General features: G+C 51.6%; 14 protein-coding genes. 8 read left to right on the top strand and 6 right to left on the bottom strand.

The features are described from left to right. Nucleotides 1–6: 6 nt before the first annotated feature. The 3 genes from E1189_RS19115 to E1189_RS19105 are packed head-to-tail and all read right to left on the bottom strand — an operon-like array spanning nt 7 to nt 2,787. Nucleotides 7–780 (bottom strand): hypothetical protein, encoded by a 774-nt coding sequence (locus E1189_RS19115; protein ID WP_155162511.1) that lies wholly within the window; start codon nt 778–780, stop codon nt 7–9. Continuing rightward, entirely contained in the window at nt 781–1,578 is a 798-nt protein-coding gene (locus E1189_RS19110; protein WP_155162509.1) for an aldo/keto reductase, read from the bottom strand. Nucleotides 1,579–1,581: 3 nt separating this feature from the next. Further along, the gene (locus E1189_RS19105; protein WP_155162507.1) at nt 1,582–2,787 is read right to left on the bottom strand and encodes an FAD-dependent oxidoreductase; all 1,206 of its coding nucleotides are present in this window, start codon (nt 2,785–2,787) and stop codon (nt 1,582–1,584) included. 163 nt (nt 2,788–2,950) lie between these two features. On the opposite strand from E1189_RS19105, the gene waaA reads away from it, so the two are divergent. Continuing rightward, the gene (gene waaA, locus E1189_RS19100) at nt 2,951–4,243 is read left to right on the top strand and encodes a lipid IV(A) 3-deoxy-D-manno-octulosonic acid transferase (RefSeq protein WP_155162505.1); all 1,293 of its coding nucleotides are present in this window, start codon (nt 2,951–2,953) and stop codon (nt 4,241–4,243) included. A 72-nt stretch (nt 4,244–4,315) separates the two neighbouring features. Here waaA and E1189_RS19095 read toward each other — a convergent pair whose 3' ends face one another. Then, entirely contained in the window at nt 4,316–5,692 is a 1,377-nt protein-coding gene (locus E1189_RS19095; protein WP_155162503.1) for a TolC family outer membrane protein, read from the bottom strand. A gap of 224 nt (nt 5,693–5,916) precedes the next feature. Here E1189_RS19095 and E1189_RS19090 point away from each other — a divergent pair, with 224 nt between their 5' ends. From E1189_RS19090 to E1189_RS19080, 3 genes are all read left to right on the top strand, one after another. Beyond that, complete coding sequence (locus E1189_RS19090; protein ID WP_155162501.1) at nt 5,917–6,378, top strand: DUF1249 domain-containing protein; 462 nt, start codon at nt 5,917–5,919, stop codon at nt 6,376–6,378. 84 nt (nt 6,379–6,462) lie between these two features. Further along, nucleotides 6,463–7,260, top strand: a complete 798-nt coding sequence (cpdA, locus tag E1189_RS19085) for a 3',5'-cyclic-AMP phosphodiesterase (RefSeq protein WP_155162499.1) — start codon at nt 6,463–6,465, stop codon at nt 7,258–7,260. A gap of 136 nt (nt 7,261–7,396) precedes the next feature. Then, nucleotides 7,397–7,633 (top strand): PA3496 family putative envelope integrity protein, encoded by a 237-nt coding sequence (locus E1189_RS19080; RefSeq protein ID WP_155162497.1) that lies wholly within the window; start codon nt 7,397–7,399, stop codon nt 7,631–7,633. A 21-nt stretch (nt 7,634–7,654) separates the two neighbouring features. Here the strand turns inward: E1189_RS19080 and E1189_RS19075 are convergent, their stop codons facing one another. Next, nucleotides 7,655–8,449 (bottom strand): alpha/beta fold hydrolase, encoded by a 795-nt coding sequence (locus tag E1189_RS19075; RefSeq protein WP_155162494.1) that lies wholly within the window; start codon nt 8,447–8,449, stop codon nt 7,655–7,657. An 81-nt stretch (nt 8,450–8,530) separates the two neighbouring features. Between E1189_RS19075 and E1189_RS19070 the strand changes: the two genes are divergently transcribed. The 4 genes from E1189_RS19070 (at nt 8,531) to E1189_RS19055 (ending at nt 13,432) form a co-directional block, all read left to right on the top strand. Next, on the top strand, nt 8,531–9,826 hold the full coding sequence (locus E1189_RS19070) for a dicarboxylate/amino acid:cation symporter (RefSeq protein WP_155162492.1): 1,296 nt from the start codon (nt 8,531–8,533) through the stop codon (nt 9,824–9,826). Between the two features lie 181 nt (nt 9,827–10,007). Next, a complete protein-coding gene (locus E1189_RS19065) occupies nt 10,008–10,922 on the top strand; it encodes a biliverdin-producing heme oxygenase (protein ID WP_155162489.1) in 915 nt (304 codons plus the stop codon). A gap of 81 nt (nt 10,923–11,003) precedes the next feature. After that, the gene (locus tag E1189_RS19060) at nt 11,004–12,806 is read left to right on the top strand and encodes a Na/Pi cotransporter family protein (protein WP_155162487.1); all 1,803 of its coding nucleotides are present in this window, start codon (nt 11,004–11,006) and stop codon (nt 12,804–12,806) included. A gap of 59 nt (nt 12,807–12,865) precedes the next feature. Then, entirely contained in the window at nt 12,866–13,432 is a 567-nt protein-coding gene (locus E1189_RS19055; RefSeq protein ID WP_155162485.1) for a DUF4202 domain-containing protein, read from the top strand. Here the strand turns inward: E1189_RS19055 and E1189_RS19050 are convergent. Continuing rightward, nucleotides 13,414–14,469 carry a hypothetical protein gene (locus E1189_RS19050; RefSeq protein ID WP_155162482.1) on the bottom strand — a complete coding sequence of 352 codons (1,056 nt, stop codon included), beginning with the start codon at nt 14,467–14,469 and terminating at the stop codon, nt 13,414–13,416. The two genes, E1189_RS19055 and E1189_RS19050, sit on opposite strands and share 19 nt — an antisense overlap. Nucleotides 14,470–14,689: the final 220 nt, after the last annotated feature.

Raw genomic sequence — 14,689 nt, 5'->3', positions numbered from 1 at the left:
GTGGTTTTAACCTTGAGAGAGACCAATAAAAAATTCAGAAAACTGCAAGTCTCCTCGATCAAAAGGAAGCCATTCACCATTTTGTAACGTGAAGAGTTCATCTGTGGTCTGATTGTTTTCATCCAGAGCCATCAACACAACATAAGAATCATCCTGCAGAATACTGAGCAGCTCATCAGTTGTGGTATCAAAGGTGTCCTCCACATGAAGCAGAGTCACATGTTCCGGTAACGCCACTTCAACAGGGTAAACAAGCTGCAAACTGGCCGTTGGTTCGTGAATGTATCCTTTTACTGGCCAACGGGTTGAACGAATGCAAAGCCCACTCTCAAACAGTGGGTGTCCTTGCCTCACTGACAGTGAAGGAAGGCGCTCCAGAGAGTAAGGGTCAGGCAGTGGGCATCCTGCAACAGAGAACCCGTGGCACTGCCCACCCACAAACGGTAAAACCTCTTCCATTAACTCGGCCCATGCCGTTGTGAGCGGGTTATCCAGATGCTCTTGCGGCACATAACCCGATACCAGTTTGAGCACGCCCCGCTGTTCCACAAGCACCAGAGCTCTGCGGGAAGCACAAGAGACAATCAGCTGGAGGGAAACACCCAGGTTGGCAAATACACGCTTGCCATCCTTCTCTTCAATACGTCCTTTCTGACGCAGAGCCTGAACATCATCAAAAGAAAGGGGGGCGCCGTAAGCGCAGAGTTCTCCCTCTGCGCTCAGGCTGACTTGCCGGGTACGGAAGTGATCTGCAGGTTCCCTGCGCAGACATTGGAGCATTTAGATAAGAGCCACTTTTACCGCGTTCACATTCTGGGCCATGTGCTTGGGGTTGATCGTCCCAAGTACAGCACTGGTCACGCCGGGATGTGAAAACACAAAGTTCATGCTGGCCTGCACCGGGTCTTCCCCGTCCATACACAAATGGCCACTGGCCAGCGCTTTCTTAACCAGAATGGACTTATTCTGCTGGTGTGCAAAATCAAGCACAGCTTTCTCACCCTGCTCGTTCAGGTTCCAGGTTACCATGGCGCAGTCAGACTGCTCCAGCGCCAGAATGCCACCGTCTACGGTTTTGGTAGACATGCCGCTGGCACGAATCAACCCTTCTTTTTTCAGGTCCGCAAGCACTTCCAGGCAGCCGTATTGACGAATCACATCCACGTCATTGCCATCGGAGTGCACCAGCACCATATCCACGCAATCAGTATTCAGACGCTTCAGGCTGCGCTCGATGCTGAAACGAATATGCTCGGGGGTGAAGTCAAAGCGGGATTGACCGTTTTCAAACTCTTCCCCCACCTTGCTGCAGATAACCCACTGATCACGCTGCCCCTGCAACAGTTTGCCCAGTCGCTCCTCGCTGGTGCCGTAGGCCGGAGCGGTATCCAGCAGATTGATACCAAGATCCCGCGCCTGAGCCAGCAGGTTCAAGGCTTCCCCATCGTCAGGAATTTTGAAAGACGTGGGGTATTTCACCTGCTCGTTACGGCCAAGTTTTACGGTTCCAAAGCCGACCGCAGAAACAGTCAGGCCAGTATCCGCAACCGGGCGTAGCCAGTGGTTATCTGTTGTCATGTTTTAGTCCTGCAGGCGACCGTGCCAGAAAGGTTTGGTAATCTCCGGGCGAGGTTGATTGGGAGCGATAAAACCTTCATTACCTTCTGGTTTGATGCCCTTGGCGTCCAGATTGCGAATCACTTCATCCGTCAGGTTGGGAGCCAGCGCCAGTTTGGTGGGCCAGGTGACCATGCCGTTGTGAATCTGTTTGCAGTAAGCAGCGTCGGGGCGCAGCAGTTTGTTCTGCTTGGGTTCAGCACGGTTAACACGCAAAGTGCCCCAGCGTGCGTTGCCCAGATCCACCCAGGGCAGCAGCTTCTTCAGCTCTTTCTTAGCCAGTGCAATCTGCTCATCGGCATCACGCTTTACGCCAGCTTCGGCCAGTTCGCCGCCCATGTACCACACCCAGCGGCCATTCTCGGAGGGATGGCTGGTCATAGTCAGGCGAGGAAGAATATCGGTGCTGACACAGTGGGCATACACCGGGTGGGGAAAATCATGCTCCACCATAACCATGTGCAGCGGGCGCAATTGCATGGCAGGAGCATCCAGCTGCCAGCGATCCAGTAAATCACCGGTGCCTTCCCCAGCGGTGAACACATACTGTTTGGCGTCGATGGTGTAGTGATCATCGCCACGCACCATCTCAATGCCAGCGATGGATTTATCATCGTTCAGTTTGAGTGTGGTGTCGGTTTCCCAATCCACCTTGATGATGCGATCTTCCAGCCCTTTAACCAGTGCCTTTACAACACTTTCAATGTCCAGAATACTCTCGTTGAGTTTATAGAGTTTGCCTTTGAAAGCAGGGGTATTGAACGCTTCTGGCAGCTCGCTACGGGATACGGAATCTACCCGCCCGCGCAGTGCCTTGCTGCCAAAGAAGGCCGCCATGCGGGAGCCGAAGCCGCCCGGCGTCCACATATACTGGTGATCGGACAGAATCCGCACAGAGGTCAGATCCAGTTCTCCTTCACCCTTAATGGCAGCCATCCAGCGCGCCGGCATACCAGCGATACATTCAGAGGCTTTGGTCAGGTTTCCGGACAGCGCATACTTGATACCGCCGTGGATAATGCCCTGGGATTTGATGGTTTGCCCACCGCCCAGTGTTTCGTTTTCAAGAAGGAGTGCTTTGTAACCCAGGTTGTTCAGGCGCCGAAATAACCACAGGCCTGCAATACCACCGCCAACGATTGTAACGTCAGCTTCGATGACATGGTTCATTAGCTGTTAGCTACCTGTCAGATAAGAGATTTGGCTGTATAAATAAGGGTTAAGGCGCTCGAATACAAGCCTGATGTGAAGATGATTCCTGTACGAAGACAAAATAGACAAAGGTCCTGGCTCTCACGGATAATGGCTGTCCCATACAGGAAAGCGGCTGCCAATGTCCCGTTTCGTTTACACACTGATCTTCTACCTTGCTTTACCCCTTGTTGTTCTGCGCCTTCTCTATCGTGCCTGGCGTGCACCGGCCTATGCCAGACGCTGGCATGAAAGGTTTGGCCTGAGCCTGCCGCCTTTTCCGGCCAGCAAAAGCAGCGGAAAAGCCATTTGGGTGCATACGGTATCAGTGGGGGAATCTATTGCGGCTGCGCCTTTAGTGAAAAGGCTCATTGCCATGTACCCCAAGCATCAGGTTGTTGTCACCACCATGACCCCCACCGGCTCGGAGCAGGTACGCAAGCTGTATGGCGATACTGTTTACCATGTGTATGCCCCCTACGACCTTCCAGGTGCCATCAGTCGCTTTCTGAACCACATCAAGCCGGAGCTGGCCGTAGTCATGGAAACCGAACTCTGGCCCAACACCATCGCAGCCTGCCATAACCGCAACATTCCGGTACTTCTGACCAATGCCCGTCTGTCGGAACGTTCTGCCCGAGGCTATGGTCGTCTGGGTTCCCTCACCCGTAATATGTTGCAGAAGCTCTCCTTTATTGCGGCGCAATCGGAAGACGACGCCCGCCGCTTTACTGAACTGGGTTTCCCAAGAGCCCGCATGCAGGTAACAGGCACTCTCAAGTACGATCTTGTGATTTCAGACGTTCTCAAACAGGAAGGGCAAACACTCCGGGAGCAGTGGCTGACAGGCCGTTCACAACAGGCACGTATTTTTATTGCAGCCAGCACCCATCCAGGGGAAGACGAACAGATTCTCGAAGCCTTCAAAGAGATACGTCGCACGCTCCCCGATATTTTGCTGGTTCTGGTGCCACGACATCTGGAACGGTTTGATCCGGTTTACGGCCTGCTCAAGAACGAAGGCTGGCAAGTAAGTCGCCGGAGTACAAACGACACCGTCACACCCGATACCGATGTACTGCTGGGGGACACAATGGGTGAGCTGCTGCGCATGTATGCCACAGCGGACCTTGCGTTTGTAGGAGGAAGTCTGGTGGAACACGGTGGCCACAATCCACTGGAGCCTGCAGCTTTAGGCTTACCGATTGTCTCTGGCCCCCATGTATTTAACTTCACGGAAGTGACAGCCACTATGGAAAACGCCGGTGCACTCACCACCGTTCACTCCAGCTCTGAGCTGGCTCGCCATGCCCAGATGATATTCACCAATGAACAGGCAGCCCAAAAGGCTGGCAGCAATGCCCTTGGGGTGATGAATAAAAACCGTGGCGCATTGGATCGCCAGTTAATGCTGGCGCAAGCTCTTATCAGCTAAGTCATAAACATAAAAAAAGAGGCCATAAACCCCACAGGTTTATGGCCTCTTTTTATAGGAACACCGGAAGGGTTAAGCGTCCTTCTTACAGACCGGAGTCAGATCATCGTCCTTGCTGGCACGAATCCAGGCATTCAGGTCTTTCAGATCCTGAGGGCTCAGAGTACCAGCCGTCTGCTTCAGTTTCAGGGTGTTGATGATGAAGTCGTAGCGCGCGTTCAGATAATCACGCTGAGCACCGTAAAGGCTCTTCTGGGCATCCAGAACATCCACAATGTTGCGGGTGCCCACTTCATAACCACTCTGGGTGGCCTTCAGTGCACTGCTGGCAGAAACAATACCCTGACAACGGGCATCCACGCGTTCAACGTCTGCATTGACAGTGTTAAACAGGTTTCGGGTATTCGCCGTTACCTGGCGCAGGCTGCTGTCGTACTTCATCTGACTCTCTTCCAGACGGTAGCCGGATTCACGAACCTTGGAGCTGGTGCCACCGCCGCTGAAAATGGGCAGGCTGGCTTTCAGACCGTAGATTGTTGAATTTTTCTTGTTGTCAGGACCGGAGTCACCGGAGTGTCTTACATCATGATTAAATGATGCTTCGAAACTCAGTGTGGGAGCGTGACCAGAGCGACTCACCTTCAGCTGAGACTCAGCCGCAGACACACCTTCACGGGCCGCTTTCAACGTCAGGTTTTGTGCAATAGAGGTGTTGACCCACTGTTCAACAACCAGAGGAGCTGGCGTAGCCACTGGCATGGTCTTATCCAGCTTTACCAGATCACCGATGTAAACATTGGTCAGGGTACGCAGGTTTTCCAGAGAGACAGACACCTGATTGTTTGCCTGAATACGGGCCACTCGGGCACCATCATAAGCGGCACGGGCTTCCAGAACATCTGTCTCGGCAATCAGGCCTACTTCGAAGCGCTGTTGGGTTTGTTCCAGCTGGCGCTGTACGGCACGCTCTTCGGCCTGAGCCGTAGACAGGGCATCTTCTGCACGCAGGACATTAAAGTAGGCTTCAGATACGCGCATAATCAGGCTCTGCTGTTCAACGGCCAGTACTTGACGAGCCTGTTCAGTCAGAATGCCGGTGCGTTCAAAGTTGAACCAAGATGAAAGGTTGAAGAGAGGTTGCGTTAAAGTCGCCCCCCACCCATGATGGTTGTAGTCGCTAGTTGCAGTAGCTCCTTGGCCTACATTCCAATCACGCTGATAGGCTGTATTCGCCTGCACGCCAATACTGGGCAGAAGCAGTGCACGACTCTGGTTCACAGATTCGCTGGAAGCTTTAAAGGAAGCCTGCGCCGCTGCCAGGTCTGCATCATTTTTCAGTGCCAGTTCATAAACCTTCAGGAGGTCAGCGGACTCCTGAGCCTGAATTGTTCCACTCAGTGCCATCACTGCTGCACCGATTCCGACCAGCAATCGCTTGGATGCCATCATTCGAATCCTGTATCTATGCCTGTAATTTATTGAAGGGTCGCCTGTCGGGAAACAGCCACATTCCCCAGATTAATAGCGAAAAGACGCAGGTTTTTGCCTGCAAATGCGCAAAAGTAACACTTAGTCTTCCAAAACCAAACTGATATTTATCATCAATTTGTATTTTGATGAATGCAAAAAGCCTGTCGCGTATAATACGAAGAAGAATTCAGGCGAGTACCCTTATGCTTTTACACACAACTCGCAATCAAAACCGACAGCGTTCACGTTACCACGTGGACTTGACCGGGCTGCAGGCGGTGTGTGATGCAAACTACCTGCGCATCCTGCGTATCACTCCACGAGGCCCTGCTGGAACACAACGCTTCATAAATATTGAAATGCAGGGGCATGAAGCCGAGGCCTGTCTGGAGATTCGGGAGCAAACGAAATACACAACACTTCTGCACCTCTCACTGGTTCAGCCCTTCCACAGATGGCTTCCCCTGCCCAATCTGTCCGTGCGTTTGTATCATGATGTGCGTATGGCGGAAGTTGTTGCTGCAGACCATCATCGGGGGTTAGATGCCCGATACAGTTACCCAAACCCTGAGATGTACCAGCCTGATGAGAAACACCAGCTCAACAAGCTGCTATCGGAGTGGCTGCAACACTGCCTGCAAGCGGGCAAAACGCCAACTCTTTAACAGAACCACGCTGGAGTCTGGCCTTGTTGACCGTTATTATCTTCGTGGGTCTTTGTCCAACACTAACAATATGGGTCGAAAATCGTGCTGCAGCGTCCAGTTAACCTGATACAGCTGAGTGACTGCCACCTGTTCGCAGATGATGCCAGTCATCTTATGGGCATTCGCACAAACAGCGCATTTGCCCATGTTGCCGCCATGGTGAAAGATCAGGAACCTGCCATCGACCACATCCTCGTCACAGGTGATATATCCCAGGATAACAGCCTTGAATCCTATAAATATTGCCAACATGTGCTTTCAGCCTTTACAGCACCTTTTTCCTGGCTACGTGGCAATCACGATGATATGAGCGGCCTGGGTGATGCTGTTCACCAGTTTGCCCCCCTGTTTCCTGACCATATCCAGATAGGTAACTGGGTTATTCTGATGCTCAATACCCAGACCAATGGCGAAATCCATGGCCTTCTTACCTCCGAAGAACTTGATCGCTTTGAAAGCCAGCTGGTTGCGTTTCAGGAGCACCCCACTGTGGTCGCCATGCACCACCACCCGGTTTCTGTAAAGAGCCGCTGGATGGATGATATCGCCCTGCGCAACCGTGAAGCTGTGTTCACCTTACTGAAGGGTTATCCACAGGTGCAGGCCATTATCCACGGCCATACTCACCAGGAGCGGGATATTGTCCACCAGGGCGTGCGGGTACTTGGCGTGCCTTCCACCTGCGTTCAGTTCCAGCCCGGCGCAGAAGGCTTTGCCGTGGATGATCGTCAGCCCGGTTATCGCCGCCTGCGCCTTTACCCGGACGGTGCCATTGAGACGGAAGTCTGCAGACTGCCGGAAGGAAGCTGGCTGCCAGACAGATCCCAGTCGGGATATTGACATCTTCGCGTGCTTCAAAACCCAGCGAAAACAAGCACTTCTTCCTTATTCTGATTAGTTATACATCCAGCGCCCTCGCATGCATGTCTGTTTTCTAAAGTAAGAATTGAGACAAGTAGTACAAAGGAACTGGACCATGCCTCGTGCAACCACAGACTCTGAGAGTCTCTCACCTGATGACGGCCTTCCTGGTGGACTGGAAATACGCCGCAAAAAATCCCGGCACTCAAAATGCAAACGCAAACGTGCCCGCAGCATTCGCAAAGGCATCGATCACTATTTCGAGCGCAAGAATCTGAAAGACGCCCTGGGCGACGAGTACGACGAAGATGACTTTGAAGATTTCGAAGAAGATGAAGACTGGTACCACTGATGCCAGCCTCCATAGAAATCATTAGAGAGTATTGAGAAAGCGTTCCACAATGCCGTTAAACACATCCGGTTTTTCGGCATGGAACCAGTGCCCCGCCCCGGAAACCACCTTTAGCTCTGCCTTGGGGAAGTAGCAACCAATAATCGCTTTGTGTTCTGGCTGCAGATATTCAGACTCGCTGCCTTTGATAAACAGAACTGGCTTATCAAAGGTTGAGTGGTTGAATACGGGAGCTGCTTTGATGTTGTCATAATTCTCCAGCAACCCGCTGGCATTGATTCGCCAGACAAACTCACCACGCTCATTGCGCATCAGGTTTTTAATCAACAGCTGCCGTACTGCCGGTTCTGCAATGTGGTGCGCAAACTGTTGATCGGCCTCTGTACGGGACAGCGCCTGCTCCGGTTTGTAGCTTCTGATGGCTGCCAGCACATCATCGTGCCCCGGCAGGTAATCCACTGGGGCAATATCACCAACCACAACCGCAGCCACTCTTTCAGGAGCCATCAGTGCCAGCTGCATGGCCACTTTGCCTCCCATGGAGTGGCCGATCACAGCCACTTCGTCTATCTCCAGATGATCCATCAAGGCCAGAATATCTTCAGCCATAAGCGAGTACGACATCTGCGCATCATGGAAGGAGCGGCCATGATTTCTTAAATCAGCGGCCACAACCCATCGTGACTCAGCCAGCCTGCGGGCTGTCGGAGACAGGTTATCCATACTGCCAAACAATCCGTGAACAATAATCACTGGTGTTTGACCTTCACCCGGTTGGCCATATTGCCGGTAATTCAGTAAACGTTCGCCCGCCATCTCTTTTCCAAATCTGTTGCTGTAAGTATTTCCGTCAGCGCCCTCTATTCTTACAACAATTGCATAAAACACCAACGACTAATGACGAAATCAATAAGCAGAACACCATCCGGACCGAACAATAAACCGCCTTCCCTTTGGCATCGCTGGAATAATCAGCCAATCTGGCTTCAAATCATTGTTGCCATGGTACTTGGTCTGTCCGTGGGGGGTTGGCTGGGAGAAAGCGCACAAGCCCTGAAGCCCATCGGCACGCTGTTTGTAAATGCCATCAAGATGCTGATCGTACCACTGGTTTTCTGTTCTCTGGTAGTGGGAGTCACCGCTATGGAAGACACTGCAAAGATGGGGCGCATCGGTATAAAAACGCTGGCGCTCTATCTGGCCACAACAACCATCGCTATTACTCTTGGTCTGCTGTTCGGCTATGTGGTACAACCGGGAAGTGGCATCAGCCTTGTGGCACAGCAGCCTGTTGGCAATCAGGAAACCCCTTCTCTGATCAATACGATTGTGGCACTGATTCCTCAGAATCCGGTGGAGTCTATGGCTCGGGGGGATATTCTGCAGATCATCATCTTTGCACTGGCTCTGGGGATTTCACTGTCTCTGACTGGTGAGAAAGGCAAACCGGCCATTGCCGTATTCACCAGCCTTGCTGAAGCCATGTACAAACTCACCGAACTGGTGATGAAATGTGCTCCCTATGGCGTATTCGGATTGATGGCATGGCTGGCTGGTACCTATGGCGTTGATGTACTTCTTCCCCTATTGAAAGTGATTGTGGCGGTGTATATCGCCACCCTGCTGCATTTGTATGGATTTTATGGTTTCTGCCTGAAGGCTTTGGGTAAGGTCAGCCCGCTGCGTTTTTTCAAAGTGGTATTTGATGCCCAGATGATCGCCTTCACCACATCCAGCAGTGCAGGTACTCTGCCTATGAGTTTGCACTGCTCCCGGCGTTTGGGGGCATCTGCATCCACTTCCTGTTTTATTCTGCCACTGGGTGCCACCATCAATATGGATGGTACGGCCCTTTATCAGGGCGTGACGGCGCTGTTTATCGCACAGGCTTACGGTATCGATCTCTCCACGGCAGACTATCTCACCATCATTGCCACTGCCACTCTTGCCTCTATTGGCACAGCGGGCATTCCCGGCGGCGGGCTGATTATGCTCACACTGGTGCTCACCACCGTTGGTCTGCCCGTGGAAGGGGTTGCTCTGATTGCAGGTATCGATCGTATTCTCGATATGGCGCGTACCACCGTGAATATCACCGGCGATATTATGGTGAATATTCTGGTATCCAAGAGTGAGGACGAGTTGGATATTGAGGTATTTGATGGGGTAAAAAAACAGGATACGACCACATGAAATCCCACTGACCGAAGTCGCTAAAAAACGGTTACCAATCGTACAGATCTCGTCTACTTTTCTTCCTGTCTGGGCGTAAGATCAGTGATCTTTTAAGTACCTGAACCATACAAAACAATGGCTTGGGTTCTTAAGCGCCTGAATTGCTGCTCTGTGACAGACAACAGCCAGGTGAATCACCATGAAGAAAGAAAATGGATCTTTAAGAATCAAGCACCTGCGCCGTGCTCTTGTCCTATCCAGTTTTTACCTGATAATTCAGACAGCATCTGCCACCGAAGAGGGTAAAGTTGCTGCAGATCTGGCTCATAAGCTGGATCATGGGATGCAGTTAGGCTCAAAAAGGTCTTCCTCGCTCCTTCCGAGCATTAATGGTGTCGTGGACTCCACTTCACGCATAGCAAAAGATACAACCATCTTTACAGAGCCACCTGTCCCCATACCGACACAAGCAGCAACACCAGTATCCTCTTTCATTCAATCTGTCAGAGATTTCGCCAGTGAGTACCACAAAAAAGCTGTAAAAAGTCCATTAATGAACGCCATCTTCACAGCAGCAATTTCACAGCAGGAGTATGCTTTTTTCCAGTACGCCATTCTTGAAATTTACAGTATTCTTGAAGCCGCCAAAGATCATGAAGACCTTCCCGGATTAAGTGAGTTCCTACGTGAAGCAAAACGGGATATATCCCAAGAGGTTGTCATGGAGTTCCTTGACGATGGCTATCGCACAACACTGGATTCAAACGAAAGCCTGAGCAATTACATTCAACGTGTTGAGGGCATTCAGGGTGATGACGTACTGCTTCTGGCCCATATTTTTGTACTGTTTGGGGGTGATCTGGCAGCCAGCACAATTCTTCACCCAAAGCTGGATCAGGCAGGGATTCCAGAGAGGCTATCCCGACGTTATTCATTCCTGAACGAAGCAGAAAGATTAGCGCTCCAGAACCGCATGCGAAAACTCATTGATAATGTAAATGAACTCTACCCACACCGCGTTGAGGAATTCAAAACAGAAGTGCTTGAGGGCTACAGGCTCAATCTGGCGCTATTTAGTAGCCTATACCCGCTCCCTCCTAAGGTGGATGAATAACTCCAGAAACCTGAAGAGCCGCCGATACCCTTTTGTTGCAGGATTTTACTGCCGGGTATTGGCGCATCAGGTTTCACCTTCATGTTTCGCAAGCTTTTCTTTACCACAATCACGCTGCTACTGATTTTCAGCTTTCTGTTCCATCCGGATATTCTTACGGTAATTGCCGGAATCTCCATGTTCCTGTTTGGCATGTTGTGTCTGGAACAGGGCTTCCGGGAGGCCAGCGGTGGCTTACTCTCTCGGGTTCTTAGAAAAACCACCCGTAACCGCTGGAGCAGCTACCTGACCGGAGTGGTTTCCACCAGCGTTTTGCAATCCAGCTCCCTCAGCTCTGTTATCACCGTCTCCTTTGTCAGTACCGGGCTTATCAGCCTGAGTATGGGCATTGCCCTTGTTGTCGGTGCAGGGCTGGGATCGACTGCTGGCACCTGGCTGATGGCAGCGTTTGGTATGAAGGTTGCCATCAGTCACTACGCCATGCCGCTGCTGGTGATGGGGACGCTGCTGCAACTGCAGAATAACCGCCGCTCCAAAGGAACAGGTTACGTATTGCTGGGCATCGGCTTTCTGTTTCTGGGGATTCACTATATTCGAAACGGGATGTCTGAAGCCGGGGACCTTTCCCTGTTAACCACCGATTACGGCCTGCTGGGTGGTGTGCTGGCCGGCACGCTACTGACGGTTCTGATGCAATCCAGCCATGCTCTTCTGGTGCTGGTGATAGCAGCTATGGCCAATGGACTGATTGGCTTTGAACAGTCTCTGGCTTTGTGTATTGGCACCAATATCGGCACAACAGCGACTGCCGCTCTGGCCTCTATCAGTGCCAACAGCAACGGGCGCAGGTTAGCCTTGGCAAACGCTCTGGTGAAGGTGATAACCGGATTGCTGATTCTGGTTACATTCCCCCTCTGGACAAACCTGACGCAGAGCCTGTCTTCAACCCTGGGAGTCAGCGATTCCCTTATGCTCCAGCTGGCACTGTTTCACAGCCTGTTTAACATCATGAGCGCCATACTCACGCTGCCAGCATTAACAGCGCTGTCTAACGCCCTCTCCAGACTGTTTCAGGATAAAACAGAACATAACGAACTTGAGATTCCACTCCCCGACCAACAGCCTGCACGCGCCCAACTGCTCACATCTGCCGCCCTGCAGCATCCCGACGCTGCTCTGATCGCACTGGAAACAGAAGCCAGGCGACTTTACAGACGCTCTGTCGCTCTGATTGGTTTTGGTCTTTATGTGGAAAACGGCATGCTGTACACGGAAGGTGATAATCCACTGCCAGAATCTGTCCCCCCTTGGCCAAACTGGCGTATTGGCAAGCTCTACAAACTGCAGATTCGTGGTCTCCATGAAGATATTTGCGATTTCTGCGACCAGCTCGAACCCATGGTGGGCCCCGAACAGAAAGCCAGCATTCTGGCTATCCGCACCGCCTGCGATAACTTTGTGTCTGCGATTAAACATCTGCGAGTTCTTCAGAAAAGCCTCAGACGGCATATTCGCAACGATACACCACAGGTTCGTAAACATTACTGGCTGCTAAGAAACCGGATCATTGCAACGGTACGTCGTATCCGCACCCTTTCCATGGGGGATGAAAATATCGCACGGGCTATCAGTGAGCTGAAAACCGATATTTACCGACAGGATCTGCTCACCGGCGATTCCCTGTCCAAACTTCTTGAAGAGGGCCGCACCAGCGCCCTGCATACCACCGCCATGATTAACGACAATGGCACTGCACATGATATCTGTAACAGCATGATAGACGGCGCCGTTATTCTGATGCTGCAGGGAGAAAGCAGCATTCTTCGCCTCGACCCCTCTGCCTTCAAAGCCATGGGCTCCCCACTCTGGCAACATCAGCCCTGACATTCCTCTGAAAAACGGGTAAAACAGGCACAGCAATAACAACACTGAGAGTCGTCGCTATGTCCCTGCTCCAAAGCACTCTGAATGCCATCGACATCCTTCATGCTCAAGATCCAAAGCAGGTTGATGGAAAAGCCGAAGAGCTGATTTACGCAGAGAACTGCAGCCGCTGGCTGGAAGCTCTTTACCCTGACGCTTCAGAAGAACTCACTATCGCCGTGCGCAGCCAGCACCTGTGCCGCTGGGAAATCCCCCGCGCAGACTTTCCTATGGACAGAACCGGCTACTTAAAGTGGCGAACATCACTGGGAAAACTCCACGCCGACAAAGCGGCCACCGTCATGAAAGAACAGGGCTACAGCGAAGAAAGCTGTAACCGCACGGAAAAGATCATTCGCAAACAAGGCATAAAGCGGGATGAGGAAGTGCAGGCACTGGAAGACTGCGCCTGCCTTGTTTTTATTGAGACCGGATTTTTAGCGTTTGCAGCTAAACACCCGGAAGAAAAGGTGATCAGTATTGTGCAGAAAACCTGGGCCAAAATGTCCGACAAGGCCCAGCAGGCGGCTTTAAAGCTCGACCTGCCTGCAGACGCTCTTGCTGTTATTCAAAAGGCTCTGGCGTGAATATCTGCCAGACAGCTCTGTAGCAACGAATGAATTTCATCAGGCCTGTCCGTACTCAAAGGGCTGAGTTGTTTCAGCCCTGCACGGATGGTCTGGGCAACCTGGGGGTTTTCTTCCAACCTGGCGAGGAAAACAGCCTGTTCTGCCTCTGTCTTTTTGTCGGATAAAAGCGGGCAACCGGCTATATCGATATAGCCACAGTACTCAGACTTCAAGGTCAGAAACTCTTGCGTTGGCTGATAGCTGACATCACGCATAAAAACCCAGGCGCAATATTCATCGCCCCCCTTACGCATAATATAATTGGCTGTACGATTTGGCATTCGGCCCTTTTCGCCTTGTTTCCAATGGCCTATCAGTGAGGCCACAGCCTTCGCCATGGTGTCCTTATCTTTTGTCGTCACCTTGATGGTGGTAAAGGGATAATCCAAAATATTCAGTTCAACTCCCTGAGCTGTGAGATGAAAGGCAGGCAGAGGCTGAGCACTCATAACGGGAGGGCTGAAATTTCGCATAACCGGCACATGGTGATGCTGGGGAATAGTCGCTCCAGCGCCATGAATATCCGAGTTCTGGCACACGGTAAAAGCCGGAGCCCCGTCAAGAAATTCAAGATTAGCCTTCACGCTTCCCTCGTCATGATGCATATCCCGATGCTGATGCTCTATCAGCATCACATGGCACTCACCATAAGGATAAGGAGGGGGCTGAATAAAGTAGGCTTCCCCATTCAAAGTCATATCAAACGTACGCAAATGAACATTGGCGCTGTTATTCGGATCGGCAACATTCTGGGGGCAGATTTTGCACAGAGCACCTTCCGGTAAGTAAGCTGCAGGTTGACTATATGTGCGGGAATAGTGGCTGCGGCCATGGTTCACCATGGAGTAAAACGCCACCTGATCGTTTTCATCGGTATGGGTGCGATGAGTGATATGGCGTTGCCAGCCATCCTGAATGTGACCTGTTTGAATCACTGTTTCATGGAGAGCATGAATCGCCGCATCCAGCCCACGTTCAGAGAGAACACGCTGCAAACAACTATTCACCTCTCTCTGGGAGGGATATGCACTGGAATAGAGCCTGACGACTTCACTCCGGTTTAAATGACGAACATCATGGCCCTCAAAAACAGAGGTTTTCAGTGTCTTATCAGTCTGTGAATTTGTCAATGCTCCACAATCAGGTGAAGAAGGTTGCCATGATGCCTGCATATTGAAAAGTCCGTGCCGATGACTGACGTTTTTGGAGGCTGGG

The sequence above is a fragment of the Parendozoicomonas verongulae genome (assembly GCF_009711465.1).
Classification (GTDB): domain Bacteria; phylum Pseudomonadota; class Gammaproteobacteria; order Pseudomonadales; family Endozoicomonadaceae; genus Sansalvadorimonas; species Sansalvadorimonas verongulae.
This window is presented reverse-complemented; position numbering and strand designations above follow the sequence as displayed.